The sequence below is a fragment of the Bradyrhizobium sp. AUGA SZCCT0105 genome (assembly GCF_018129565.1).
Taxonomy (GTDB): domain Bacteria; phylum Pseudomonadota; class Alphaproteobacteria; order Rhizobiales; family Xanthobacteraceae; genus Bradyrhizobium.
Genome location: NZ_JAFCMK010000004.1, coordinates 252,566 through 279,015, shown reverse-complemented (window position 1 = coordinate 279,015; position 26,450 = coordinate 252,566). Strand labels below are relative to the sequence as shown.

The following is a 26,450-nucleotide window of genomic DNA, read 5'->3' as shown; positions in this document are numbered from 1 at the left end:
TGGCCACCTGGCAGCCGCCCGACCTCCGCCGGATTGACTTTGCTGCCCAGCCGAACCCTAGATGAACATGACGGTTCTTTCATGAGATGAAAAGGGAATGCGGTGCGGGGAAACTTCCCCAACGCCGCGGCTGCCCCCGCAACTGTATGCGGTGAATCCTTCGTCACAGGCCACTGGGAATCTCGGTCCTGGGAAGGCGACGAAGGGTAACGACCCGCGAGCCAGGAGACCTGCCGTCAGCCGTGGTCACACGCGAAGATGCCGGTCGGGGAGTACAGGCATGAGCTTCACTTGAGGCTGCAAGCAGCTGAGCCTGCGAGCACGATGGTGAGACTGGTTCGCGGTGACGTGCCACTGACGTTACCGAGGTCTCACTTAGATGTTCTCCAACTCTTCCTCCCGGCGCCGCCGCGCGCTTCTGCTCGCGTCGACGATGATCGCGCCGACAATCGTTCTCTCGACCGCACGGGCGCAGCAGGTGCCCTCTCCCAATCAGCTGCCGGCCATCGAAATCACCAAGCCGGGCGACCAGAATTTTACGCGCGCCAAGCCGGCCGCTGACGAAGCGCCGGCGCCGCGCCGCCCGGCGCCGGGCACCGCGCAAGGCAACAATGTGGGCAGCGGAGCAGGATCGAACACGACAGGGACCGGACTGGCCACCGGAACGGGCGGCACCGGAACGGGCGGCACCGGTGGCGGCGGCCGCCAGTTCGCCGGCATCGTCGGCTCTTCCTCGACGGTGATCACGGCCGACGACATCGCGCATTCGCCGGTGCCGTCGCTGCCCGAGATTCTCGCGCAGGCGCCGGGCGTGCAGCTGCAATCGCTTTATGGCGGCCCGAACGGCGCCAAGACCGCGGTCGACCTGCGCGGCTTCGGCGCATTCGCCTCCGACAATACCCTGTTCCTGCTCAACGGCCGCCGCCTCAACGACGTCGACAAGGCCGGCTTCGATCTCACCACGATCCCGCTCGATTCGATCGAACGCATCGAGATCACGCGCGGCAACAGCGGCGCGGTTCTCTACGGCGACAACGCGGTAGGCGGCGTGGTCAACATCATCACCAAGACCGGCGCCGGCGGTCCGCCGGCCACGATCCGGGCCGAAGGCGGCTTCGGCTCGTTCAACACCCGCATGGCCGCGGTGTCCGCGGCACTCAATTCCGGACCGTGGTCGACCTCGTTCTACGGCAACGGCATCAAGTCCGACGGCTACCGCGTCAACAACGCGCTCGACCAGCGCAACGCCGTCGGCAACGTCAACTACACGACATCGGATCTCACCGCCTTCCTCACCGTCACCGGCAGCGACCAGAAGCTCGGCCTGCCCGGCGGACGGCTGGTCGATCCGTCGATCGGCGTCAACGAGCTGCTCACCGACCGCCGCGGCGCGGCGACGCCGTTCGACTACGCCAATCAGCAAACCGCCAGCGTCACTGCCGGCTTCACCAAGACGCTGATGAACGGCGTCGACCTCATCGTCGATGGCGGCTGGCGCCAGCGCGAGACGCAAAGCGGCTTCTTCGGCACCGTGCCGACGATCAGCTTCGCCTCGACCTACAATGATGCCGCGCTGCAGACCTGGTCGATCACGCCGCGCCTCAGCGTCAAGAACGTCATGCTCGGGATGCCGTCCACGATCCTGACCGGCATCGACTATTACGATTCGACGTTCCGCGAGGCACGCGGCGCCTATCAGGGCGTCGATCCCTACCACATCTACAATATCGAGCAGCAGACCGTCGCCGGGTACTGGCAGCACACGATCGGCCTGCTGCCGACGACCGACTTCTCCTACGGCGCGCGCGTCCAGAACACGAGCGTGTCGGCACGCGACCGCTACGATCCGAATGCACCGTTTGCGTTCGACACGCAGGCGGCGCCGCTCGACAGCAACGAGACCCAATACGCGCTGCATATCGGCGCCGAGCATCGCTTCACCGAGACCTTCTCGGTGTTCGGCCGCGCCGCGCGCGCATTCCGCACGCCCGATGTCGACGAGCGCGTCGCATCGGGTCCGTCATTCGACCCGCTGACCTTCGCCCCGATCCCGCAGAACTTCCAGCTCAAGACCCAGACGTCGCAGGACGTCGAGGGCGGCTTCCGCGTCAAGACCAACCTGTTTCAGGTGCAGACCAGCCTCTATCTGATGGATCTCGAGAACGAGATCCATTTCAACCCGTTGTTGTTCTACAACGTCAACCTCGACCCCACCCGCCGCTACGGCTCGGAGACCAGCGCCTCGCTCAAGGTCAGCGACACCGTGACGTTGCGCGGCGGCATGGCGATCACCCGCGCCGTGTTCCGCGAAGGCATATGGGCCGGCAACGACGTTCCGCTGGTGTCGCGCTATACCGGCAATCTCGGCGTGACCTGGAACATCTGGCAGAACTATCTGGTGTTCGATGCCACGGTGCGGGCCTGGAGCTCGCGCATCATGGACAACGACCAGGCCAACACCCAGAACCGGATTCCTGGCAACGCCACCGCCGATCTGAAGCTCAGCGGGCAAGTTGACCGCTTCTTCTGGTCGCTCAGCGTGAACAATCTGTTCAACGCGCTGTACTACGACTACGCCATCGCGAGCTCGTTCACGGCCGGCCGCTTCTCGGCCTATCCGCTGCCCGGCCGCACCTACATGGTCAAGGCGGGCGCGACGTTCTAGGGCATGATGGTCGTGGCGGGTGTGACCCGGCCGCGCCATCTCCTCACGTTACAAGCACCGACGAACTGGGGTAGAATTCCGGCTGCTGATTTGACCCGCGCAGGGGAAACGCATGGCCAAGGCCGGAAAGAAGAGCAAGGGCAGCGGCAAGATCGACGACAAGACCGACGACAAGTCGAAAAAGCCTCCGCCGCCCGCGGCACCACAGGACGACGATTATTACGAGGACGGCGACATCGCCACGCCGAAGGTCGATCGCTACGGCAATGATGACGAGCCGTTGTGAGGGATGAGCGATATCCATCCCCACGTCGTCCCGGCGAAAGCTGGGACCCATAACCACAGGGTCGGGTTGTTGAAACACGCTGTGGCCCAGCGATGCACAACAATCGCCAGCGGTGGTTATGGGTCCCGGGTCGCGCTTCGCTTGCCCGGGACGACGAGAATGGGGTTAGCAGAAATCCTTAGCCTCGATCTTCCTGATACTCGCGCGATCGAGCAGATGCGCGCCAAAGCCACCGCGCGCCAGCGATGAGGCGATCGGCGGCGATGCCAGTAGCAGCACTGTCGTCATCGCCAGCGGCACGGCACTGAGCCAATCGAGCCGCACCGGCGTCAACTCCTCGCTGCTTCCCCGATAGAGACCCTCGCCCGCGGCGATGCGGCCGCATTCCCTGATCAGGTCGCGCCGCGTGCCGTCGCGCGATGCGCTGCCGAGCAGCGCCTGCATCGCGAGATGCGTCCGCACCCCGGCACGGCTCTCGGCCAGCGGCGCCGGTGTCTCGCCGAGCGAGACGCGCAGCAGCAGGTCGACCAGATCGGTGCCCGACCGGTACGCGTTGACAGGTTCGACCAGCCGCGGATTGCAGTCGATCAACAGCGGCGTTGCGCTGTCGAGCGGCATGATGACGTCGACCGAGAGCGCGCCGTGCCAGCCGAGATGCGCGCCGATGGTCTCGAGCGCGGCGCGGATCGCCGGCCGGCTCACGCTCTCCTTGATCGCCTCGCCGCCGCCGACGCCGGCCGCGATCTGCCGGTAGGCGTGGAAGCCAGTCAGCGTACCGCGGCAGAACACCGACTGGGCCTTCTCGACCGTGCCGGTAATGAGATCCTGCGCCAGCACCTCGCCGGCAAAGTCACCGGCGGATTCGAGATCATAGAGCGCGCGATTGAGATCACCTGCATCGCGCACGAACCAGACGCCGCGGCTGGCGGTGCCGACCGATGTCTTGACCACGGATGGAAACCGCACCGCCTCGCGCAGTCCGTCGGCCGAGCGCACGATCCGGGTCGGCGGCTGCGGCAGGCCGAGTTGGTCGAGCAGCCGGCTGAAGCCAGCCTTGCTGTGCACCGCGCGATAGCTGTCGAAATCCGGCAGCGCCAGGCCGGTCCGCGATGTCAGCCGCGCCGCGGCGCGGGCGAACAAGAAGCCCTGCTCGTGGGTCGGCAGCAGCACATCGAAATGCCGCGACGCCAACAGCCGCTCGACGAAGCGGAGGAAGCCGGCCGGATCTGACCGCAGCGGCGGACAATGATGGTATTTGCGGACAAAGCGGGAATAACGCGCCAGGCACCAGCGCGAGGGGTCACAGATCTCGACGTGATGGCCGGCCAGCCCCAGGATCGTGATCGCCTCGCGGCCGGAGGTGCTGGAGCCCTCTGACACAAGCACCCGGAGCGGCTTTTTGGCGTCGATCATGGCCGATCATCACCGCAGGACCACACTTTGTCGCCGCCTTTAATGCCGCATGTGTCGATCCGGCACGCCCGCGCCGGGGGCAGCCATGCGCCCGCGTTCATGGACAATTAGCGGCCAGCCTTTATTTTCTGCCGGCCCTGCCGGGCTTTTTTTTGACGCGTTTTCGTCACGCGAACCGGTACCCACTTCGCTCGAAAACGCTTTGGAATTGGGGCTTCACTGACATGGTCGACATTCTGGCCGCACCGCAGCAAGCGAAAGCCGACAGCGCGCTGCGCACGCTGACGGGGATTTCGGTCGCCCACTGGGTCAGCCATTTCCATATCTTCGTGCTGCCGATGCTGTTCCCGTTCCTGAAGCAGCAGCTCGGCGTCGGCTATGTCGAACTCGGTTTCGCGCTGACGGCGTTTGCGGTGGTGTCGGGCCTGACCCAAGCGCCGATCGGCTACCTCGCCGACCATATCGGCGCGCGCAAGATCCTGCTGATCGGGCTGACCATCGGCGGCTGCGCGCTGATCGGGCTCGGACTGCATCTGAGCTATACGTCGCTGATCGTCTGTGCCGTGGCGCTTGGCCTCGCCAACAGCGTCTATCATCCGGCTGACTACGCGATCCTCTCGGCCCATATGGACGAGGCGCGGATGGGCCGCGCCTTCTCGATCCACACCTTTGCCGGCTTCCTCGGCGGCGCGGTGGCGCCTGCGATCATGGCGGCGCTGGTCGCCTCGATCGGCGGCCCCGGCGCGCTGATCGTGGCCGGCGCGGTCGGCCCGCTGGTGGCGCTGTTCCTGATCGTGCTCGGCATTCCCGATGCCGGCGCCAACAAGAACAAGCCGAAGGACGACGCGGCAGCGAAGGCCAGCGTGATCACGCCGGCGCTGATGGTGCTGACGGCGTTCTTCACGCTGCTCAGCCTGTCGACCTCGGGCATCAACAATTTCGGCGTGGTCGCGCTGATGGGCGGCTACGGCGCGTCGTTCTCGACCGCCAACATCGCGCTCACCGCGTTCCTCGGCGCCAGCGCGGCGGGCGTGCTCGCCGGCGGCTATCTCGCCGACTGGACCCACCGCCACAGCCAACTCGCCGCGGCCTGCTTCGCGGTCAATGCCGTGCTGGTGCTGCTGATTGCGCTGATGAACCTGCCGCCGGTCGCGCTGACCCTCGCGATGGGGCTTGCCGGGTTCCTCGGCGGCGTGATCGCGCCGTCCCGCGACATGATGGTGCGCAACGCCGCGCCTCCCGGTGCCGCCGGCCGCGCCTTCGGCATCGTCTCCACCGGCTTCAACTTCGGCGGCATCGTCAGCCCGCTGCTGTTCGGCTGGATCATGGACCAGCACATGCCGCACTGGGTGTTCGGCGCCTCGGCGGTCTTCATGGTGCTGACCGTGCTGCTTGCGTTGGTCACCGAGCGCAAGCCGCAGGCCTCTGCACTTGCGATCCAGGCGCAGCCCCGTTAGGGCACGCTTGCTCCAAACCGCATCGAGCGTTCGTCCAAGGAAGACGCGACGATCCACGCTGCTGCCGAACTCACCGGCCCCAGAATGCGGGCGTCGTCTTGAACCGCCGCCAGCTCTTGCGCAGCGCTTTCGCCACCGCGATCTGATCGCGGGCCAGCCAGCCGGCCATCGCGCCGATGCCGAGGTGAAGCGCAGGCTGGTCGTCCTGCGCGATGGTGTGGAGCAACACGCGCGTGCTGCCGATGTCGCAGACCCGCCCCAGACTGGTCTGCAGCCCGGCGAGCCGCTTCACGTAGCGCTTCGCCGGCGCGTGGGCCGCATAGAGCGGCAGGAAGAACTCCGCCGCATAGCGCAACTTCTTGAGGTTGATCCTGAGATTGTGCTGTGCGTGGATATCGAGCCGCCGGAAGCGCGCACCTCGCTTCAATGTCTTGCGATGCAATCGTTCCAGAATTTGATCGGCGAGCACCGGCATTGGCTGCGACAGCACAGCCAGCGCTTCGCTGTCGATCTCGTTGCGCCAACCGCGGCGTTCCACCAAATGCCCGAGCGAGAGCAGGAAACGGCTGCATCGGGGGTCAGCCAGGACGCTTTGCAAGGTCCCGTAGCTCGATTTCCGTTGCTGTTGAACTGCCTGGCGGAGGCCATCCAGATCGATATCCGGAACCGCGCTGACCAGGCGGTTGATCGTCGTCTCGGCGAACACGTCCCAATCCCGGGCCTTGCCGAGTTGCCGCATCAGCCATTTTGCTTCGCTGTTGATCGCCAGGAATGCCGGCGATGGAATGTCGCGCCGGAACAGCGCGCAGATCGTCCGCAAGCGTCGCAAGGCCACGCGCATCTGGTGCACGCCTTCGGGGTCCGATCCCTGCTCGGCCACCGCGTGATTTCTCAAAAGATGGTGCCAGCAGGAGCCCACCAACAGCGCGATGACGTCGTCGACCGCAAGCTCCGCGGTGATGCCTGGCAACTCGGCCTTCGCTGCCGACGGTGCGACATCGAACGCGAGCGCGTAGCCGCGTTCCGCCTTGCTGCGCGTGCCGATCTGCAGCGGTGCTGCATCGAGCAACTGGGTTCCGAGATCGAACAGGACGCCGGCATTGCCGCTCTTCAGTTCAAGCTCGATTTCCGACAGCACCTCCCGGCGCGCGTCGGCCTCGATCGTGCCCTCGTCGAATGCGATCTCAACCGACGCATCGGGCAGATCGAGCTGCCGCGCGTGGCGGCGCACTTTTGTCGCGAACACCGGCACCAGTGCAACGTTGCTCAGCGCCGCCACGGGATCGCCGATCTCGTCGGCGGGGAACCGCGCCAGATCAGGGGCGATGCCTTCAACCGCCGCCTCCCATTGGCGTCGCATCAGGGGCTGCGCGCCATTCGGCGCAAGCTTCAGCGTCTGGACGAAGGTCTTGCCGCTGCGTCGCACGCGCAGCGACATGCCATGCTGAAACAGCAGCCGCTCCGGCGTGTCGTAATAGACCGTCTCCAGCCGGTGAAATGCACCGCGATTGCGCGCATGCTGCACGATGCAGGCTGCCTCGCGCAGTTTTTCGAGGCTTCCTTGCGGCGCAAGCAGCTTGAGTTCGATTTCCGCCTGATCGCCATGCCTGACGGCAATGGGAGTCCCCGCATCGGTCACGACCGGCCGCCGTCCATCTGATGATATCGCCCCCGCCATGGTCTATGAAGGTTTCATGACAATGACAAGGCATATCGCGCCATTGCAGCCTGCGTTGGCCGCGAATTGTATCTAAAACTACGCCTTTAGGTTGGATTTGGCCGCATCGCGATCCAAGCGCGAGAAGCGCGCTGCGCGGGCGCGAAGCGTTATGCGCAGCACGAATTCATTCCGATCGCCGCGACAGCACCTGCTTCAAGAGCGGCTCGATCCGCGACAGCTCATCGAGATGAACCGCAGACAGTTCGGCGAGATGATCGGCCGCGAGGCCTGTTAGCTTCAGCAGCACCCGTCGCTGGTCGGCGGGATCGAGCACGCGCTCGACCAGCCCGGCCTCCGACAACCGGTCGGCGAGTTCGACCGTGGTGTGGTGACGAAGCCGCAGCCGCTCGGCCAGATCGCCGATCGTCACCGGCCCGCCGCCCGGATAGCCCCTGATCGCCAGAAGAGCCTGATGCTGCCGCGGCGTCAGGCCCTCGGCTTTCGCCGCGTCCTGGCTGAATTCCAGAAAACGACGGATCAGATAGCGAAATTGCGACAGCGCCTCGTAATCGGCCTGGCTGGGAACCCGTTTTCGGGCCCTGTTCGGTGTCTTGGCCTGCGACTTCGCGGGTCTTTTCAACGCTGCCATTCGATGTCTCCTTGTAATTATATCGCAATGCGATATGACGCCCGCGTCCATGCACCCGAGCCTTACGCCACCCATGAGCATCATTTCCACCAAGTCGAGCACCTCCGCCAAAATCGGCGACAAGGCCAGCCACCTGCTAAGCGACTTCACCACCGATCCGCGCGTCGTGGTGATTTCGGCGATCGCCGTGTTCGTCTCCGCCGCCGGCGTGCTGGCCGGTGCGGGACTGCTGCAACTGATCAAGCTTGCCACCAACATCGCCTATTTCGGCCAATTCAGCTTCGCCGACCTGAAATTGCAGGACTCGCCGCTTGGCCTCTGGACCGTGCTGGTGCCAGTCGCGGGTTCGCTGATCATCGGCCTGATGGCACGCTTCGGCAGCGAGAAGATCCGCGGGCACGGCATTCCGGAAGCCATCGAGGCCATCTTGCTGGGTCGTTCGCGGCTCGATCCCAAGGTGGCGATCCTGAAGCCTTTGTCGTCGGCGGTATCAATCGGCACCGGCGGCCCGTTCGGCGCTGAGGGCCCGATCATCATGACGGGCGGCGCGATCGGCTCGCTGATCGCGCAGATGCTCCCCGTCACGGACAACGAGCGCAAGACCCTGCTTGTGGCCGGCGCCGCCGCCGGCATGACCACGGTGTTCGGAACGCCGATCGCCGCGATCATGCTGGCGGTCGAACTCCTGCTGTTCGAATGGACGCCGCGCAGCTTCATTCCCGTCACCGTCGCCGCCGTGGTGGCAGCGGTCGGGCGCACCTTCCTGCACATGCCCGCGCCGCTGTTTCCGTTCACGGGCAGCGTCGACATCTCCGTGCTCCAGCTCGGCGCCTGGATGCTGATCGGAATCCTCTCCGGGCTGCTGTCGGGTGTGCTCACCCAGCTGGTCTATGGCTGCGAGGACACTTTCCTCAGGCTGCCGATCCACTGGATGTGGTGGCCACTGATCGGCGGCCTGGTCGTCGGCCTCGGCGGGCTGATCGAACCGCAGGCGCTCGGTGTCGGCTATGACAATTTGGCTTCGATGCTGCAAGGCGACGTGGTGCTGAAAGCCGCGCTGCTGCTGCTCGTGGTGAAGGCGGTGATCTGGTCGGTCGCGCTCGGCTCGGGCACGTCGGGTGGCGTGCTGGCGCCGCTGCTGATTATGGGCGGCGCGATGGGCACGGCGCTGAGCGGCTATTTGCCGGCCGCGAGCCCCGGCTTCTGGGCGCTGCTGGCGATGGCGGCGACGATGGGCGGCACGATGCGCTCGCCACTGACCGCGACCTTCTTCGCGGTCGAGCTCACCGGCAACACCCATGTGCTGCTGCCGCTGATCGCGGCCTGCGGCACCGCGCACGGCGTCACGGTGCTCTTGATGCGGCGCTCGATCCTGACCGAGAAGGTCGCGCGGCGCGGCCACCATCTCGTGCGCGAGTACCGGGTCGATCCCTTTGCGCTGACACGCGTGCGCGACGTGATGACCAAGGCGGTCGAAACCGTTTCCGACACCATGACGCTGCACGGCGCGGCAGCCTTCCTGACCAACCCGAAGACCGGTCACCCGAGCTTCCCGGTCGTCGACGCCAACCATCACGTGCTCGGGGTGATCGATCCGCCGTCCGTGCTGCGCTGGCGCCGCGCCGGCAAGCATCGCACCGCAACACTCAGCCAGCTGCTGGCGGGCAGCAAGATCACCGTCGCCTATCCCGACGAATATCTGGATCGGCTCGCCGACCGCCTGATGCAGGTCAACGTCTCGCATCTGCCGGTGATCTCGCGCGAGGATCGGCGCCTCGTCGGCTATATCGGCTGGAAGGACCTGATGCAGGTGCGCGCCAGGCTGCTGGCCGAGGAGACCCAGAAGACATCGTTCTTCGGCGCGCGGTAGCGCAACACGAATCCAGCCGTGGACTCCGTTTCACCTCGCCCCGCGTGCGGGGAGAGGTCGGAACGCATCGTCAGATGCGTTCCGGGTGAGGGGGAGCCTCCGCGAACTCAGCTATCACCGCATCTGCGGAGACGGCCCCTCACCCCAACCCTCTAAGAGCGAGCTTCGCTCGTCTCGGCCCCGTAAGAACGGGGAGAGGGAGTACAGCGGCGTCCCCGGCGGAACAAATTTCCGCCGGGCGCAACGCGCGATCCTCGCGGGCAAATCACCGCCAGCGCATCCCAGAGCTTCACCGGCGATGGTTGACAGCATCAAGGGCTCACCCATGATGCTGGCAACCAAGAACAGCCACGGGATGAAACGCCATGACCTCGACCCCAGACCTCGTGATCCGCGGCGGCAACATCGCCGACGGCAAGGGCGGCGACCTCTATGAAGCCGATGTCGCGATCTCAGGCGGCAAGATCACCGAAGTCGGCAAGGTCGCCGCAAGAGGCAAGGAAGAGATCGACGCGCGCGGCAGACTAGTGGCGCCCGGCTTCGTCGACGTCCACACCCATTACGACGGCCAGGTGACCTGGAGCCAGGACATCACGCCGTCGTCGCAGAACGGCGTCACGACAGCGATCATGGGCAATTGCGGCGTCGGCTTCGCGCCGTGCCGGCCGAGCGATCACGGCAGGCTGATCGAGCTGATGGAAGGCGTTGAGGACATTCCGGAGCCGGTGCTCTCCGCCGGCATTCCCTGGGCGTGGGAAAGCTTCCCCGACTACATGGAGTGGCTGTCGAAGCGCAGTTTCGACATGGACATCGGCGCGCAACTGCCGCACGCGGCGCTGCGGGTCTATGTGATGGGCGAGCGCGGCGCGCGCCGCGATCCCGCGACGCCCGAGGACAATCAGGCCATGGCGGCGCTCGCCGGTGATGCGGTGCGGTCCGGCGCGCTGGGCTTCTCGACCTCGCGCACGCTCAACCACCGCACTTCGACCGGCGACTACACGCCGACGCTGAAAGCGGGCGAAGATGAATTGACCGCGATCGCCGGCGCGATGCACGGCGTCGGCCGCAGCGTGCTGCAATTCGTGCTCGACCAGAGCACCGTCCACGAAGATCTGCCGATGATGCTGCGGGTCGCCGAGAACACGAGGTGCCCGATCTCGTTCTCCGTCGCCCAGGCCGACAAGGCGCCGCGGCGCTGGCGGCAGACCATGGACACCATCAATGAGGCCGCCGCCCGCGGCCTGTCGATCACGACCCAGATCGCGGCGCGGCCGGTCGGGCTGCTGCTCGGGCTGGAATTGTCGCGCAACCCGTTCCAGACCCATCCGAGCTATCGCGAAATCGCCAGGCTGCCGCTGGCCGAGCGGCTGACGCAGTTGCGGCGGCCCGAAGTGCGCGCGGCGATCCTGAGCGAGAGCGCGACGGCGACCGACGATCCGCTGTTCTTCCGGCCGAACTACGACAAGATGTATCTGCTGGGTAATCCGCCGGACTATGAGCAGCCGCCGGAGAACGCGCTCGGCCCGCAGGCGCGCCGCCAGGGCCGGCAGCCGGAAGAGCTCGCCTATGACGCGATGCTGACCGACGAGGGCCGCGGCATGCTCTATGTGCCGTTTCTGAATTATGCCGACGGCAATCTCGATGCCGTGCATGAGATGCTGCGCGAACCCAGCGCCGTGCCCGGCCTGTCCGACGGCGGTGCGCATTGCGGCATCATCTGCGATGCCAGCTTCCCGACCTATCTGCTGACGCACTGGACGCGCGACCGCAGTCGCGGCGAGAAGCTCTCGATCCCGTTCGTGATCGCGGCGCAGTCGCGCAAGACCGCGCTTTCGGTCGGCCTCACCGATCGTGGCGTGATCGCGCCCGGCTTCAAGGCCGACGTCAACGTGATCGACTACGACCGGCTGCATCTGCATCCGCCGAAGGTGCATTACGACCTGCCGGTCGGCGGCCGCCGCCTGTTGCAACAGGTCGACGGCTACGACGCCACCATCGTCTCCGGCGTGGTCACCCAGCGCGAGGGCAAGGCCACCGGCGCGCGGCCGGGCAGGCTGGTGCGCGGCGCGCAGGGCATGAATTGAGGTAGCTTGTAGCCCGGATGAAGCGAAGCGCAATCCGGGGCAGCTCGATCCGCGGATAGCAAGGCCCCGGATTTCGCTGCGCTTCATCCGGGCTACAGAGAGCTCGACATTGACGCGAACCGCGGCCGCCGCGTCCGCCCTCCCCTGGAGGGGGAGGGTCGCTGGGCATGTAGCGAAGCGGAATGCGCAGCGGGGTGGGGTGACGGTCTCTCCACACGGATGCTGCCCGTGTTGAGAGATCACCCCACCCCGTCTCACATTTCGTTGCGCTCAATGTGATCCGACCCTCCCCCTCCAGGGGAGGCTCGAAGCAGCACGTCCCTTACGTCGGCGACATCGCGCCCTTGATCGTGCCCGCTTGCTGCGAGCTGCCGGTCAGCCGCGCACGCTCGGTGTTGGGCCACAGCAGCAGCAATCCGAGCAGGCCGGAGCCGACCATGATTGCGGCGTTGATGGTGAAGCCGCTCATATAGCCGGCCATCGGCGTGGCAGCGTGCTGGATCACACTGCCCATCACCGTCGGCGCCAGGATGCCTGAGATGGTGTACAGCGCGCCGTAGATCGCGATGATCGCGCCGCGCTGCGACACCGGCGTGAACTCGCCGAGCATCGGCGGACACACCACATAGATCGAGCCGCACAGGCCGGAGCCGATCACCAGCAGTGCGATCATCAGCGCGCCGGGCGGCGCATAGGGCAGCGTTGCGAGAATGGCGCCGCCGATGATCAGAGGCACCGAGCCGAGCACGCCGCGCGCGCCGCGGGTGGTGAAGCCGCGCGCCAGCATCAGCTGCGAGATCCAGCCGGTCAGGAGCACGATCGTCGCACCGAAGATCCAGGGCAGGATCGAGACGAAGCCGGCCTGCTGCTGCGAGAAGCCGAGCCCCTCGATGATGAAGGAGGTGAACCAGGTCAGCCCGAGCGACAACGCCCAGTAGGCGCCGAAGGTCGCGACCACGCAGCCGACGAAGGTGCGCGACGTCAGCAGCTTCCAATAGGGAATCCGTGGCTCGTCGGCAAGAACGGCAGCCGTCGACACCAGCGGCCCTTCCTTGCCGAGCGCGAACCAGGCGACGGTCCAGAGCAGGCCGACGATGCCGAGCGCGCCGAAGGCGTGATGCCAGCTGTGATTGACGATGATCCAGTTCAGCGCGGGCACCGCGAGGATCACGCCAAACGCCGACCCCTGCGACAGGATCGCGGTCGGCAGCGTGCGCTTCTCATCCGGAAACCATTTGTAGATCGCGTGCGCGGCGACCGAGAAGGCCGGTCCCTCGCCGGCGCCGAGGATGATGCGGCAGATCGTGAGCGTCGTGAGGCTGACGGTGCCGATCATCGGAAATTGCGTCAGCGACCAGATCACCGCCAGGATCAGCAGCACCCAACGCGTGTCGACGCGGTTGACGATGAAACCGACCACGATCGCCGAGATCGAGAACAGATAGAAGAAGGATGAGCCGAGATCGCCGAACTGCTCCGGGGTGAGACCCATCTCCTTCCGGATCGGCACGCCGGCAAGCCCGACCACGATCTTGTCCGCAAAGTTCACCACCATGTACAGGAACAGAAGGAAGGTGATTTGCCAGGCGCCTTTGGGCGTCCCCTTCGACATCCCCTTGGGCGTCGGTTGCGTCGTCATGTCTGGCTCCCCGTCGTTTCGTTTTTTGGCTCGTAAGATCGGCCCCGCCGGGATGCTAGCCACGCCTCGCCGCGCAACGCAACCCGCATTTCCTCGGGTTCTGTGGTCGGCGCGACACGACGGCCGGGCAAGCGCGCCCCGATCACGATCGCGTCGTCGCGGCCAGTGAAGCGGTGATCTGTCATGGGCCGGCTGCTATGCTCGGGGCAACGAAAAGCCGAGGTTATTGAAGGTTGGGTTATTTCATGAACAGATCGATCCTTCGCGCGGCCGCCTGCGCTGCGCTTGTGTCCGCCACGCTGCTCGCCGTGCCTGAAGTCCGCGCCGAGGACGCCGCCGGTCCCGACTATGCGGCGATCGTCGCCGCGCCCGATCGCAGCGATGCGGATCGCCAGGTCGACCAGCGCCGCCAGCCGGCCAAGATGCTCGCCTTTGCCGGCGTCAAGCCCGGCATGACCATTCTCGACATGGCCGCGAGCGCCGGCTACAGCACCGAATTGCTCGCGCGCACCGTCGCCCCTTCGGGCAAGGTCTACGCGCAGGATTCGGCTACCGTGCTCGAGCGCTTCGTCAAGGACAAGTTCGACACCCGCGCCAAGTCGCCGGCGATGAAGAACGTCGTCCATGTCGTGCGCGACTATGACGATCCGATCCCGCCCGAGGTCAACAACCTCGACATGATCACCTTGTTCTTTTTCTATCACGACATCAGCTATCTGCCGGTCGACCGCACCGCGATGAACAAGAAGATGTTCGCCGCGCTCAAACCCGGCGGCTTCCTGGTCATCGCGGACCACTCGGCCAAGGCGGGCGAAGGCGTAAGCGTCGCCAAGACGCTGCACCGGATCGAGGAGAGCACCCTGAAGCAGGAGATCGAGGCGGCCGGCTTCAAGCTGGTGGCCGAGGCCGATTTCCTGCATCATGCGGAGGACCCGAAGGACATTCCCGTCTTCAAGGCGCCGGTGCCGATCGACGAGTTCGTCCTGAAATACCAGAAGCCTTGAATGAGGCACGGCCATCGCTTCATCTGACCAGACCGCCGCGGTGCTTCGCGTCACCGGCCTGACCAAGAGTTACCGCTCTGCCGGTGAAGACGTCGCGGTGCTGCGCGGCGTCGATCTGGCCGTTGCAACCGGCGAGAGCGTGGCGCTGTCAGGCGAATCCGGCAGCGGCAAGAGCACGCTGCTGCATCTGATCGCGGGGCTGGACGCCGCCGACAGCGGCGAGATCAGGCTTGCCGATATCACGGTCTCCGCCCTCAGCGACGCCGGCCGCGCCGAGCTGCGCCGCGACCGGCTCGGCCTCGTGTTCCAGCAATTCAACCTGATCCCGAGTCTGACGGTCGCGGACAATCTCGTGTTCCAGTCCCGCATCGCCGGCCGGCACGATTCCGCCTGGCATGACGAGCTGGTCGAGCGGCTCGGGCTCAAGCAGCTCCTCAAGCGCTATCCCGAGCAATTGTCCGGCGGCCAGCAGCAGCGCGTCGCGATCGGCCGCGCGCTGGCGCCGAAGCCGCTGTTGCTGCTCGCCGATGAGCCGACCGGCAATCTCGACGAGGACACCGCCGACGAGGTGCTGCGGCTGGCACGCGATCTGGTTGCTCGCACCGGCTGCGGCTTCCTGATGGTCACCCACAGCGCGCGGCTCGCCGCGACGCTCGACCGCCAGGTCACCCTGCATGCCGGTATAATCGCATGAGGCGGGCGCTGTGGATTCTTGCGGTGCTGCTGAGCCATTGGCGGCGGCATCCGATGCAGCTCGCGACGCTGTTGATCGGGCTGATCTCGGCCACCGCGCTGTGGAGCGGCGTGCAGGCGCTGAACCAGCAGGCCCGCATCGCCTATAACCGCGCCGCCGCGACCTTCGGCGGCTCGCGCACCGCCATGCTGGTGAGCCGCGACAGCGCGACCTTCCCGCAAAAACTGTTCGTCGATCTGCGCCGCGCCGGCTGGCCGGTGTCACCGACGCTGGAGGGCCGGGTCCAGATCGACGGGCGCAGCTTGCGCCTGCTCGGCGTCGAGCCGGTGACGCTGCCGTCCGAGGTCGGCAACGCACCGGCGGTCGGACGCGGCAGCCTGCTATCCTTCGTCACGCCGCCCGGCGAGATGCTGGTGGCGGGCGAGACGCTGCGCGATCTCGGCCTCAAGGAAGGCGAACGGCCGCAGGCCAACGGCATCACCTTGCCGCCGCTGCGCGTGCAGGCGGAGCTCGCACCCGGCGCGCTGGTCGTCGATATCGGCATCGCGCAGGACATCCTGAAGATGCCCGGCCAGGTGTCGCGCCTGCTGGTCGGCAAATCGAAAACGCCGCGCGCGACGCTTGAAAGCGTGGCCGGCGAAAAACTTCGGCTGGTGGAGCCGAGCGCTGAGAGCGACCTCGATCGCCTGACCGACAGTTTCCATCTCAACCTCACCGCATTCGGCCTGCTGTCGTTCTTCGTCGGCCTGTTCATCGTCAACTCCGCGGTCGGCCTCGCTTTCGAGCAGCGGCTGCCGATGCTGCGCACCTTGCGCGCCTGTGGCGCCTCGGGACGGCTGCTCAACACCGTGCTGGTGATCGAGCTGGTGTCGCTGGCGCTGGTCGCCGGCCTGATTGGCCTCGTCTGCGGCTACTTCATTGCGGCAGCCTTGCTGCCCGATGTCGCGGCCTCGCTGCGCGGGCTCTATGGCGCGCAGATCCCCGGACAGCTTTCGCTCAAGCCCGCCTGGTGGTTCGCCGGCATCGCCATCAGCATCCTGGGCGCGCTCGCAGCCGCCGCCGCGAGCCTTGCCAAGGCGATCCGGATGCCGGTGCTGACGACGGCGCAGCCGCAGGCCTGGCAGCAGGCGCAACGGCGCTGGCTCATGTTCCAGAGTGCCGCGGCACTCGCGGTGTTTGCGGTCGCCGCGGCTCTGATTCAGTTCGGCGATTCCCTGATCGCGGGCTTTGCCGTGCTGGCTGCGCTGATGCTGGGCGCGGCGCTGATCCTGCCGATGGTGCTGCAGATCGCGCTCGCGTTCGGCCAGCGCAGCGCGCGGGCGCCGGTCGGCATGTGGTTCTGGGCCGACAGCCGCCAGCAGCTCTCGGGCCTCTCGCTGGCGCTGATGGCGCTGTTGCTCGCGCTCGCGGTCAATGTCGGCGTCAGCACCATGGTGGAAAGTTTTAGCCGCACCTTCCTGGTCTGGCTCGACGGCCGCCTTGCCGCCGACGTCTACATCAGCGCCGCCAGCGATCAGCAGGCAAAGGAGATCAAGGCGTGGCTGCGCGATCGGCCGGAGGTTCAGGCCATCCTGCCCGGCGGCCGCGCCGATACGCAATTCGGCGGCGCGCCGATCGAGGTGCTCGGCCTGCCCGACCACGTCACCTATCGCGACAACTGGCCGTTGCTCGAGAGCACTGCGAATGCCTGGGTGCGCTTGCGTCCCGGCGACACTTGTCTGGTCAGCGAGCAACTGTCGCGGCGGATGAAGCTTGCGATTGGCGATCATATCGAGGTGCCTGCCCCGGGCGGCAACTGGCCGCTCGAGATCGTCGGCATCTATGCCGATTACGGCAACCCCAAAGGCCAGATCGCGGTCAACTTCGCCGCGCTGACCCGGCGCTTTCCGCTGACGCCGCAGACCCGGATCGGGCTCCGCGTCGCGCCCGATCACATCGCCCCGCTGATCACGGCATTGCAGGAGAAATTCGGCCTCGACGACCGCAACGTCGCCGACCAGGCGACGATGAAGCGGGAATCCAGGCGGGTGTTCAACCGCACCTTCTCGGTGACCGCGGCGCTCAACGCCTTCACGCTCGGCGTCGCCGGCATCGCGCTCCTGACCAGCCTGCTCACGCTGGCCAATTCGCGGCTGCCGCAGCTTGCGCCGCTGTGGGCGATCGGCCTGACGCGGCGGCGGCTCGCGGCGCTCGAACTGTTGAAGACCATGGCGGTCGCATTGATCACCGCGCTGTTCGCACTGCCGCTCGGCCTTCTGGTTGCGTGGTGCCTGCTTGCGATCGTCAATGTGAAAGCATTCGGCTGGCGGCTGCCGTTCCACGTCTTCCCATTGCAGCTGATCGAGCTGCTCGCCGTGGCACTCGCCGCCGCCTTCTGTGCGGCGGCGCTGCCGGTCGCTAGACTGGCGCGCATGCAGCCAGCCAGCCTGATCAGGATCTTCGTCAATGAGCGCTAGCGGCATGATCACGCGCCGCGCCTTTGCCGGCGGCGCGCTGGCGCTTGCGCTCGGCGGCAAGGGTTTCGCGCAGGGCTTCGCCGGGCTCGGCGAGAATGCCGAAGGCTTTGCCGCCGTCACGCCGGGCAAGCCATTCGTATTCCCAATCGATCACGGCCCACATCCGGAGCTCCGGATCGAATGGTGGTACGTGACGGCGAATCTCTCCGACGCGAATGGCGCGGCCTATGGCGCGCAATGGACGTTGTTCCGCCAGGCGATGAAGCCGGGCGGACCTGCCGAGGGCTGGGCCAACCAGCAGGTCTGGATGGGCCACGCCGCCGTGACCAACGCCACCACGCATCGCTTCAGCGAGACCTTTGCGCGCGGCGGCGTTGGGCAGGCCGGCGTCGAGGCCACGCCGTTCCGCGCCTGGATCGACGCCTGGGAGATGTACGGGATCGATCCATTCGATACGCAGCGCATCGCGCCGCTCGAGCTGAAGGCTTCGGCTGCCGACTTCAGCACCGCGCTCCGCCTCGACGCCAATCGCCCGCTGGTGCTGCAGGGCGACCATGGCTACAGCCGCAAGTCGGATCGCGGACAAGCCTCCTACTACTACAGCCAGCCGTTCTACCAGGCATCCGGCCGCATCGTGATCGACGACAGACCGGTCGACGTCACGGGCATGGCCTGGATGGATCGCGAATGGAGCAGCCAGCCATTGGCGGTGGATCAAACCGGCTGGGACTGGTTCTCGCTGCATCTGCCCGGCGACGAGAAGCTGATGCTATACCGGCTGCGCCAGAAGGATGGCCGCGAGAACCTGTTCGGCAACTGGTTCACGCCGGACGGCCGCTCGGCCGAGATCGCCGGCCCCGGCAACAGCATCACGCCAGTTGCGACCACCGAGATCGACGGCCGCAAGCTGCCGACGTCATGGCACGTCGCCGTTCCGGCGCGCGGCCTTGCCGTCGAAACCACCCCGCTCAATCCGAAGGCCTGGATGGGGACCAGCTTCCCCTATTGGGAAGGCCCGATCCGCTTTGCGGGCAGCCACGCGGGAATCGGCTATCTTGAGATGACCGGGTACTGAAACGCCGACAGAAGATCGGCGCGCCCAAATTCGTCCAGCCCGTCACACCGGTCGCTGCCGCCCCGTCATGACATCGGGGCCAATGAAACAAGAGGACACGCCTGACATGTATCACTACACGGCCATCGTCACCTGCCTTGCGGTCGCGTTCTATTTCTACACCTCGACACAGGTCGCGCGCGCCCGTGCCGCCTACGGCGTCAAGCTGCCGGCGATCTCAGGCCATCCGGATTTCGAGCGCATCTTCCGCATCCAGATGAACACGCTGGAATGGATGCCGATCTTCCTGCCGTCGCTGTGGCTGTTTGCGATCTATGTCGGCGATGCCGCGGCGGCCGCGATCGGTGCACTCTGGGTGATCGGCCGCATCGTCTACTTCATCGGCTATCGCGAGGCGGTGGCGAAGCGCAGCCGAGGTTTCGCCATTCAGGCAGTGGCGTGCATCATCCTGTGGATCGGCGCGCTCGGCGGCGCGGTGTGGCGGCTGGTGCATTGAGGGCGCGATCGCGCCACACACGCCGCCGTCGTCCCGGGCTTGACCCGGGACCCGTAACCACGGGATCGAGTTTTGCGATGGCTGGGGCCCCAGCGCGGCAGAATAGCTAACATCGGTGGTTATGGGTCCCGGCTTTCGCCGGGACGACACCGATATTTGTTGCCCTAAAGCGCGATGAGATCAGGTTGAATCGTCATCGCGCTTTAGCTCCTTGTTTGAGCATGATCTTTTCGGAAAACCGCTTCGCACTTTTCCGGATCATGCTTTAGCTAGGCGTCACTTGGTCAGCGGGCAGCCGCTGTCCTTTGCGGTGAAGAACGCCTTGTCGCCCGGCACCACGGCGAGCTGCTTGTAATAGTCCCACGGCTTCTTCGATTCCGACGGCTTCTTGACCTCGAACAGATAGAGGTCATGGACCATGCGGCCGTTGGCGAGCACCTTGCCCTTGGCAAAGGCGTCGTCGACCGGCAGCTCCTTCAGCTTCGCGGCGACCGCTTCGCTGTCCTTGGTGCCGGCGGCCTTCACCGCCTTCAAATAGCTCAGCGTCGCCGAATAGGTGCCGGCATGGATCATGCTCGGCATGTGGCCGGTGCGCTTGATGAAGCGCTCGCTGAAAGCGCGCGAGGCGTCGTCGTGATCCCAGTAGAACCCTTCGGTGAGGACAAGACCCTGGGCTGCCTCCAACCCGAGACCGTGCACCTCCGACAGCGTCATCAGCAAGCCGGCGAGTTTCTGGCCGCCCCTGACGATGCCGAACTCGGCTGCCTGCTTGATCGAGTTGGTGGTGTCGAGCCCGGCATTGGCAAGCCCGATGATCTTGGCCTTCGAGCTCTGCGCCTGCAGCAGGAAGGACGAGAAGTCCGACGAGTTGAGCGGCACGCGGACCGAACCGACCACCTTGCCGCCCTTCGAGGCGACGATGTCGCTGGTGTCCTTTTCCAGCGCGTAGCCGAAAGCGTAGTCGGCGGTCAGAAAGAACCACGTGTCGCCGCCCGCTTCCGTCAGCGCTCCGCCGGTACCGACCGCCAGCGCGCGAGTGTCGTAGGCCCAGTGGAAGCTGTAGGGCGTGCAGGCGTCGCCTGAAATGCGCGAGGTCGCCGCACCCACCACGATGTCGATCTTCTTCTTTTCCTTGGACAGCTCCTGCACCGCGAGCGCGACCGACGAAGTTGTGAGCTCGGTGATCATGTCGACGTTCTCGACCTCGTACCAGCGTCGCGCGATCGCGGTCGCGAGATCCGGCTTGTTCTGATGATCGGCGGTGACGATCTCGATCTTCTGGCCCAGCACCTCGCCGCCGAAATCCTCGACCGCCATCCGCGCCGCCTCGAGCGAATACTTTCCGCCGTAGTCGGCGTAGACGCCGGACTGATCGTTCAGGATGCCGATCTTGACACCTTGTGCCGACGCCGGCGCCGCCAGCATCAGGCTGCACGCCGCGACCGCAGCCAAGAATCCCGACTTCATTTTTGTGCTCTCCCAGCAGTCTCTCATCAGGAAAAATCGGCGCGACATTATTTTATAACCCCGCGCCTGCCCATCTCTTTCCGCTCAGCCGTTAGTATGGGCTGCCGACGCAAGTCCGCACAATATCTGCTCCGTCACCCTGAGGTGCGAGCCTTGCGGCGCAATTGCGCCGCTGGGCGAGCCTCGAAGGGTCGACGGCCCGGCTGGTGGCCGTGCATCCTTCGAGACGCCTGCTTCGCAGGCTCCTCAGGATGACGGGGAAGGACTTGCTGCCGCGGTACGCCGAATGCCGCCCGCTACCCCGCCACGTTCGCTGCGGGTTCCTTCGGCTTGCCCTCGTTCTTTCCTTCCGCGAGGTTGCGCACCACCATGTAGAAGATCGGCGTGAAGACGAGGCCGAACAGGGTGACGCCGAGCATGCCGAAGAACACGGCGACACCAACCGCCTGGCGCATCTCCGAGCCCGAGCCGGTCGACAGCACCAGCGGCAGCACGCCGAGGATGAAGGCGAACGACGTCATCAGGATCGGCCGCAGGCGAAGCCGGCAGGCCTCGATGACCGCCTCCAGCCGTGGCCGGCCCTCGAGCTCGATATCGCGCGCAAACTCGACGATCAGGATCGCGTTCTTGGCGGCGAGGCCTACCAGCACCACGAAGCCGATCTGGGTCAGGATGTTGACGTCCTGGCCCATGATGCGCACGCCGATGGTGGCCGCGAACAGGCACATCGGCACGATCAGGATCACCGCGAACGGCAGCGTCCAGCTGCCATATTGCGCGGCCAGCACCAGATAGACGAACAGCACGCAGATCGGGAACACGTAGAGGCCCGCATTGGCGCCGTTGACCTGCTGGTAGGACAGGTCGGTCCATTCGAACGAGAAGCCGCTCGGCAGGGTTTCGTCGGCGAGCTTCTTGATGGTGTTGAGCGCCGTCGTCGAGCTGACGCCCGGCGCCGGCTCACCCTGCAGTTCAGACGCCGAGTAGAGATTGTAGCGCGCGACTCGGTCGGGGCCCGAGATGTCCTTGAAGTCCACGACGCTGCCGAGCATCACCATGTCGCCGGCGGCGTTGCGGGTGCGCAGCCGCGAAAGATCGGTGGTCTCCTTGCGGAACGGCAGATCGGCCTGCGCCGTGACGTGATAGGTGCGCCCGAACAGGTTGAAGTCGTTGACATAGGTCGAGCCGAAATAGGTCTCGATCGTGTCGGTGATGTTGGCGATGGGAACGCCGAGCTTCTGCGCCTTGACGCGATCGATATCGACGAACAGCTGCGGGGTGTTCGCGGAGTAAGGCGAGAACACCGATGTGAGGCTCGGCGACTTGCGCGCGGCCAACACCAGTTCGTCGGTCGCGGACGCCAGCAGTTCGGGCCCGCGCCCCTGTCGATCCTGGACGCGGATGGTGAAACCACCGCCGGTGCCGATACCGGGCACGGCCGGCGGCGGAATGACGATGATGAAGGCGCCCTGGATCACCGACAGACGCTTGCGCAGGTCGGCGGTAATCGCGGTCGCCGTCAGTCCCTTCTTCAGGCGAGCCTCCGGCTCGTCGAACACCGGGAACAGCGCCGCTGCGTTGCCCGCCTGCGTACGCGTCGCACCGGAGAAGCCGGCGAACGCCGCGACGCGGACGATACCCGGCGTATCCAGCGCGATCCGCTCGATCTCGCGCACCACAGCCGTAGTCCGCGCCAGCGATGCGGCGCCCGGCAGTTGCGCCGAGATGATGACATAGCCGCGGTCCTGCGCCGGGATGAAGCCCTGGGAGGTGGTCGCGAGCAGCCAGCCGGCGCTGCCGATCAAGACGAGGTAGATCGCGACCATCACCACCGTGTGCCGGATCACGAAGTCGGCGACCGCCGCATAACCGTGCGCCAGCCGGTCGAATACGCGGTTGAACAGCGCGGTGAAGCTGTCCCAGCCGCGCGCGATGATGTTCCAGCGCGCCGGCGGGCGTTTCTCCTCGTGCGGGACCAGGATCTGCGAGGCCAGCGCCGGGGACAGCGTCAGCGAGCAGAAGCAGGAGATCGCGGTCGCGACCGCGATCGTCACGGCGAATTGCTGGAAGAACTGCCCGGAGATGCCGCCGAGGAAGGCGGTCGGCACGAACACCGCGCACAGCACCAGCGCGATCGAGACCAGCGCGCCGCCGACCTCCTCCATGGTCTTGAGCGCAGCCTCGCGCCGGCTCATGCCGTGCTCGAGATGCCGTTCGACATTCTCGACCACCACGATGGCGTCGTCGACCACGATGCCGACCGCGAGAACCAGGCCGAACAAGGTCAGATTGTTGATCGAGAAGCCGAGCGCGGCCATCACCGCGAAGGTGCCGACCAGCGACACCGGGATCGCGATGATCGGGATGATCGCAGGCCGCCAGCCCTGCAGGAACACCAGCACCACGATGACGACGAGCGCCATCGCTTCGTAGATCGTCTTGATCAGCTCATGGACCGATTGGGCGATGAATTCGGTCGGGTTATAGCCGATATTGTAGTCGAGCCCCTTCGGGAAACTCGCCTTCATCCGCTCCATCGTGTCGGAGATGTTCTTTGCGGTGGCGAGCGCGTTCGATCCGGGCCGTTGCGTCACCAGCAGCGCGACCGCCGATTTGCGCAGCAGGAAGCTGTTGGTGGCGTAGGACAGCGCACCGAGCTCGACGCGGGCAACGTCGCGCAGGCGCACGGTGCGGCCGTCGGAGCCGGCCTTCACCACGATGTCCTCGAACTGCCTGATGTCCTTGAGGCGGCCGGTGAAGACGAGGTTCGGCTGGAATGCGCGATCGGCGATCGGCGGCTCGGCGATCTGGCCGCCCGCGATCTGCAGGTTCTGCGCCCGGATCGCCGCCAGCACCTCGCCCGAGGTCAGGCCGAGATTGGCGATCCGGTCGGGATCGAGCCACAGCCGCATCGAGTAGTCGCGCGCGCCGAACATCTGGATGTCGCCGACGCCGTCGAGCCGCAACAGCTGGTCGCGGACCTGCAGCAGCGCGTAGTTGGAGATGTAGAGCTGGTCGAACGTGTCGTCGGGCGACAGCATGAACACGACCATCAGGATGTCGGGCGAGTTCTTGCGGGTGACGACGCCGTTGCGCTGCACTTCTTCAGGCAGCCGCGGCTGCGCGATCGCGACGCGGTTCTGCACCAGCACCTGGGCCTTGTCGAGGTCGGTGCCGAGCTTGAAGGTCGCGGTGATGGTGAGCTGGCCGTTCGAGGTCGCCTGGCTGTAGAGATACAGCATGTCCTCGACGCCGTTGACCTCCTGCTCGATCGGAGCGGCGACGGTGTCGGACACGGTCTGCGCCGAGGCGCCCGGGTACTGCGTGGTCACCGTGACGGTCGGCGGCACGACCTGCGGATATTCCGAGACCGGCAGCGTCGGATAGGCAATCGCGCCGACGATCAGCAGCACGATCGACAGCACCATCGCGAGGATGGGCTGGTTGATGGAAAGCCTGCCGAGATTCATGGCTTGGCACCTGCCGCGGGCTTGTCTGCTGCCGGGGGCTTGGCAGCTTCCGCGGGCTTGTCGCCTGCCGGAGGCTTATCACCCGCCGGCGGCTTGTCCCCTGCCGAGGGCTTGGCTTCGGCCGGAGCCTGGGCCATTTTCGGCGTCACCTTGGCGCCGACGCGGGCACGTTGCAGCCCGTCGACGATCACATGGTCCTCCGGCTTGAGGCCTTCGCGGATCACGCGCAGACCCTCATCCAGCGGTCCGAGCGTAACTGTCCTTGCTTCCACCGTGTTGTCGTCCTTGACCACGAACACGATCTTGCGCGACTGGTCGGTGGCGATGGCGGTATCCGGGATCAGCAGCGCCTCGTAGGGCGAGGAGCCGATCAGACGGACGCGGCCGAACTGGCCGGGCAGGATCGAGAGGTCCTTGTTCGGGATCACCGCGCGGCTGCGCAGCGTCGCGGTGGAGACGTCGAGGCGGTTGTCGATGAAGTCCATCTTGCCTTCATGCGAGGGTTTGGTCTCGCCGGTCAGCGTCACCTGCACCGGGTTCGCGGTATCGCGCGAGCTCGGCCGCCGGCCTTCGAACCACAGCTTGCTGTTGCGCTGATAGGTCGCCTCGTCGACGTCGAAATAGACGTAGATCGGATCGAGCGACACGATCGAGGTCAACAGCGTCGAACCGCTCTCGCTGCCCTGCACGAGATTGCCCGGCGTCACCAGATGCCGGCTGACGCGGCCGGTGATCGGCGCCAGCACATGGGTGAATTCGACGTTGAGCTGCGCGGCCTTCAGCGAGCCCTCGGCCTGCGTCTCGGCGGCGCGTGCCGCCTGCAATGCCTGGCGGCGCTGGTCGACGACCTGCTCCGAGACCGCGCTGGTCTGCACCAGATTGAGCCCGCGCTCGAGATCCCGCTTGGCAAGCTCGCCCTTGGCGCGTGCGTCGGCGAGCTGACCTTCGGCCTGCAGCACGACCGCCTCGAACGGCCGCGGATCGATGATGTAAAGCAGATCGCCGGTGTGGACGATGTCACCATCCTTGAACTCGACACTGTTGACGAAGCCGCCGACGCGGGCGCGGACCTGAACCTCCTCGACCGCCTCGAAGCGGCCGGTGAATTCGTCCCAGTCGGTGACGGTGCGTTTGACCGGCTGCGCGACGGTCACGGGCGGCGCCGGAGGCGCGGCCGGCGATTGCGCGGTCTTGTCGTCGCAGCCGCCGACCGTCAGCGCGGCCAACAGCCCGATCGGCGCGAGGCCGCGCCGGCACGCCCTGACGAATCCCTGGCGGCGGAGCGAACGACGCTCGACACCGGTCACCGGAGCCGGACGCCCCGTTCTGTCAATCGAACTCAATTCGCTCTCCCCCAAAAGACTACGAAGCACGCCGACCAAAGCAGGGCTACGAAAGTCGCAACTGAAATTGCGGTGATTCAACACGGATGGACCACCGCAATGTCGCGGCAGCGGACGTCACAGATGTAGCCGCACCCCAGTCTGTTCAAGATGGCCGCCGGATCAAGCGAATAGTTGCGCAATCTGAAAGCCTTACGACACGCTCGCGAAACCGTGACGACGAAAAGGGGCAGTTTGGCTGGCCTATCGGAGCTGCGAGGTCACAGACAGGCCGCCCCGAATCAATCACAACGCGAGTTCGCTTCACAGATTCGTCACACTGCACCCGATTCCACTTTTGGCACAGAAACCTCCGGCCCGCTGACAGCAGGACCAACCAAGTTCCCGCACTCTACCTCCCGCTGCACGAGCGGAATCATAGTTAACGGCGCGGTTGTCATCCGGACACACATTGACACCCGGTAGTATCGCCAATACGGTCATGGTTGCCAAAGCATGAATATTCTTGGCCGGCCGCATTTTTCTCGAACATTGATAGTGTTTTGTCGCGGCGCGAGTGTGTGAAAGCGACTACGTAAATGGCACGCGCATTTGAACTCGCTGATGCCACGGCTCCGCGAACATCGCTGCCTTCTCAAATTGCAGGCGGCTTGGCGCGATCGCGCGTCGCGGGTAGTCAACTTAAACGTGTGAACGGCTTCACACGTCATCGTCCCCAACAA

General features: G+C 65.8%; 17 protein-coding genes and 1 riboswitch. Of the genes, 10 read left to right on the top strand and 7 right to left on the bottom strand.

From position 1 onward, the window contains the following. Window positions 1-54 precede the first annotated feature (54 nt). A riboswitch (cobalamin riboswitch) is annotated at window positions 55-253 on the top strand. Between the two features lie 180 nt (window positions 254-433). Both JQ573_RS20850 and JQ573_RS20845 read left to right on the top strand, forming a co-directional pair. Further along, a complete protein-coding gene (locus tag JQ573_RS20850; protein WP_212316839.1) occupies window positions 434-2,665 on the top strand; it encodes a TonB-dependent receptor in 2,232 nt (743 codons plus the stop codon). A gap of 112 nt (window positions 2,666-2,777) precedes the next feature. Further along, on the top strand, window positions 2,778-2,951 hold the full coding sequence (locus tag JQ573_RS20845; RefSeq protein ID WP_212316837.1) for a hypothetical protein: 174 nt from the start codon (window positions 2,778-2,780) through the stop codon (window positions 2,949-2,951). A 165-nt stretch (window positions 2,952-3,116) separates the two neighbouring features. Here JQ573_RS20845 and JQ573_RS20840 read toward each other — a convergent pair whose 3' ends face one another. After that, window positions 3,117-4,364, bottom strand: a complete 1,248-nt coding sequence (locus tag JQ573_RS20840) for a hypothetical protein (RefSeq protein ID WP_212316835.1) — start codon at window positions 4,362-4,364, stop codon at window positions 3,117-3,119. A 224-nt stretch (window positions 4,365-4,588) separates the two neighbouring features. On the opposite strand from JQ573_RS20840, the gene JQ573_RS20835 reads away from it, so the two are divergent. Further along, complete coding sequence (locus JQ573_RS20835; RefSeq protein ID WP_212316832.1) at window positions 4,589-5,821, top strand: MFS transporter; 1,233 nt, start codon at window positions 4,589-4,591, stop codon at window positions 5,819-5,821. 70 nt (window positions 5,822-5,891) lie between these two features. Here JQ573_RS20835 and JQ573_RS20830 read toward each other — a convergent pair whose 3' ends face one another. Together JQ573_RS20830 and JQ573_RS20825 are read right to left on the bottom strand one after the other, a co-directional pair. Continuing rightward, complete coding sequence (locus JQ573_RS20830) at window positions 5,892-7,460, bottom strand: CYTH and CHAD domain-containing protein (protein WP_212316830.1); 1,569 nt, start codon at window positions 7,458-7,460, stop codon at window positions 5,892-5,894. A gap of 205 nt (window positions 7,461-7,665) precedes the next feature. Then, entirely contained in the window at window positions 7,666-8,130 is a 465-nt protein-coding gene (locus JQ573_RS20825; RefSeq protein ID WP_212316828.1) for a MarR family winged helix-turn-helix transcriptional regulator, read from the bottom strand. A gap of 73 nt (window positions 8,131-8,203) precedes the next feature. Between JQ573_RS20825 and JQ573_RS20820 the strand changes: the two genes are divergently transcribed. Both JQ573_RS20820 and JQ573_RS20815 read left to right on the top strand, forming a co-directional pair. Beyond that, window positions 8,204-10,000, top strand: a complete 1,797-nt coding sequence (locus JQ573_RS20820; protein ID WP_212316826.1) for a chloride channel protein — start codon at window positions 8,204-8,206, stop codon at window positions 9,998-10,000. 365 nt (window positions 10,001-10,365) lie between these two features. Continuing rightward, on the top strand, window positions 10,366-12,084 hold the full coding sequence (locus JQ573_RS20815; RefSeq protein ID WP_212316824.1) for an amidohydrolase family protein: 1,719 nt from the start codon (window positions 10,366-10,368) through the stop codon (window positions 12,082-12,084). Between the two features lie 322 nt (window positions 12,085-12,406). Here the strand turns inward: JQ573_RS20815 and JQ573_RS20810 are convergent, their stop codons facing one another. Further along, a complete protein-coding gene (locus JQ573_RS20810) occupies window positions 12,407-13,723 on the bottom strand; it encodes an MFS transporter (protein ID WP_212316822.1) in 1,317 nt (438 codons plus the stop codon). 245 nt (window positions 13,724-13,968) lie between these two features. On the opposite strand from JQ573_RS20810, the gene JQ573_RS20805 reads away from it, so the two are divergent. The 5 genes from JQ573_RS20805 (at window position 13,969) to JQ573_RS20785 (ending at window position 19,448) form a co-directional block, all read left to right on the top strand. Further along, a complete protein-coding gene (locus JQ573_RS20805; protein WP_212316820.1) occupies window positions 13,969-14,727 on the top strand; it encodes a class I SAM-dependent methyltransferase in 759 nt (252 codons plus the stop codon). 40 nt (window positions 14,728-14,767) lie between these two features. Beyond that, the gene (locus tag JQ573_RS20800; RefSeq protein ID WP_212316818.1) at window positions 14,768-15,421 is read left to right on the top strand and encodes an ABC transporter ATP-binding protein; all 654 of its coding nucleotides are present in this window, start codon (window positions 14,768-14,770) and stop codon (window positions 15,419-15,421) included. After that, window positions 15,418-17,877 (top strand): ABC transporter permease, encoded by a 2,460-nt coding sequence (locus JQ573_RS20795; RefSeq protein ID WP_212316816.1) that lies wholly within the window; start codon window positions 15,418-15,420, stop codon window positions 17,875-17,877. The genes JQ573_RS20800 and JQ573_RS20795 overlap by 4 nt, the downstream gene beginning before the upstream one ends. Further along, complete coding sequence (locus tag JQ573_RS20790) at window positions 17,867-18,952, top strand: lipocalin-like domain-containing protein (RefSeq protein ID WP_212316814.1); 1,086 nt, start codon at window positions 17,867-17,869, stop codon at window positions 18,950-18,952. The genes JQ573_RS20795 and JQ573_RS20790 overlap by 11 nt, the downstream gene beginning before the upstream one ends. A gap of 106 nt (window positions 18,953-19,058) precedes the next feature. Next, window positions 19,059-19,448: an MAPEG family protein gene (locus tag JQ573_RS20785; RefSeq protein WP_212317256.1), complete on the top strand. Its 390-nt coding sequence runs from the start codon at window positions 19,059-19,061 to the stop codon at window positions 19,446-19,448. A 276-nt stretch (window positions 19,449-19,724) separates the two neighbouring features. Here JQ573_RS20785 and JQ573_RS20780 read toward each other — a convergent pair whose 3' ends face one another. The 3 genes from JQ573_RS20780 to JQ573_RS20770 form a co-directional block, all read right to left on the bottom strand. Beyond that, a complete protein-coding gene (locus tag JQ573_RS20780) occupies window positions 19,725-20,915 on the bottom strand; it encodes an ABC transporter substrate-binding protein (protein WP_212316812.1) in 1,191 nt (396 codons plus the stop codon). Between the two features lie 296 nt (window positions 20,916-21,211). Then, the gene (locus tag JQ573_RS20775; RefSeq protein ID WP_212316811.1) at window positions 21,212-24,385 is read right to left on the bottom strand and encodes an efflux RND transporter permease subunit; all 3,174 of its coding nucleotides are present in this window, start codon (window positions 24,383-24,385) and stop codon (window positions 21,212-21,214) included. Beyond that, entirely contained in the window at window positions 24,382-25,620 is a 1,239-nt protein-coding gene (locus tag JQ573_RS20770; protein ID WP_312011596.1) for an efflux RND transporter periplasmic adaptor subunit, read from the bottom strand. The genes JQ573_RS20775 and JQ573_RS20770 overlap by 4 nt, the downstream gene beginning before the upstream one ends. Between the last annotated feature and the right edge of the window lie 830 nt (window positions 25,621-26,450).

Bases quoted from the DNA above. Each gene is read 5' to 3' on its own strand.
- JQ573_RS20850 (WP_212316839.1), top strand. From the start codon at position 434: ATGATCGCGCCGACAATCGTTCTCTCGACCGCACGGGCGCAGCAGGTG.
- JQ573_RS20845 (WP_212316837.1), top strand. From the start codon at position 2,778: ATGGCCAAGGCCGGAAAGAAGAGCAAGGGCAGCGGCAAGATCGACGAC.
- JQ573_RS20840 (WP_212316835.1), bottom strand. From the start codon at position 4,364: ATGATCGACGCCAAAAAGCCGCTCCGGGTGCTTGTGTCAGAGGGCTCC.
- JQ573_RS20835 (WP_212316832.1), top strand. From the start codon at position 4,589: ATGGTCGACATTCTGGCCGCACCGCAGCAAGCGAAAGCCGACAGCGCG.
- JQ573_RS20825 (WP_212316828.1), bottom strand. From the start codon at position 8,130: ATGGCAGCGTTGAAAAGACCCGCGAAGTCGCAGGCCAAGACACCGAAC.
- JQ573_RS20820 (WP_212316826.1), top strand. From the start codon at position 8,204: ATGAGCATCATTTCCACCAAGTCGAGCACCTCCGCCAAAATCGGCGAC.
- JQ573_RS20815 (WP_212316824.1), top strand. From the start codon at position 10,366: ATGACCTCGACCCCAGACCTCGTGATCCGCGGCGGCAACATCGCCGAC.
- JQ573_RS20810 (WP_212316822.1), bottom strand. From the start codon at position 13,723: ATGACGACGCAACCGACGCCCAAGGGGATGTCGAAGGGGACGCCCAAA.
- JQ573_RS20805 (WP_212316820.1), top strand. From the start codon at position 13,969: ATGAACAGATCGATCCTTCGCGCGGCCGCCTGCGCTGCGCTTGTGTCC.
- JQ573_RS20795 (WP_212316816.1), top strand. From the start codon at position 15,418: ATGAGGCGGGCGCTGTGGATTCTTGCGGTGCTGCTGAGCCATTGGCGG.
- JQ573_RS20790 (WP_212316814.1), top strand. From the start codon at position 17,867: ATGAGCGCTAGCGGCATGATCACGCGCCGCGCCTTTGCCGGCGGCGCG.
- JQ573_RS20785 (WP_212317256.1), top strand. From the start codon at position 19,059: ATGTATCACTACACGGCCATCGTCACCTGCCTTGCGGTCGCGTTCTAT.
- JQ573_RS20780 (WP_212316812.1), bottom strand. From the start codon at position 20,915: ATGAAGTCGGGATTCTTGGCTGCGGTCGCGGCGTGCAGCCTGATGCTG.
- JQ573_RS20775 (WP_212316811.1), bottom strand. From the start codon at position 24,385: ATGAATCTCGGCAGGCTTTCCATCAACCAGCCCATCCTCGCGATGGTG.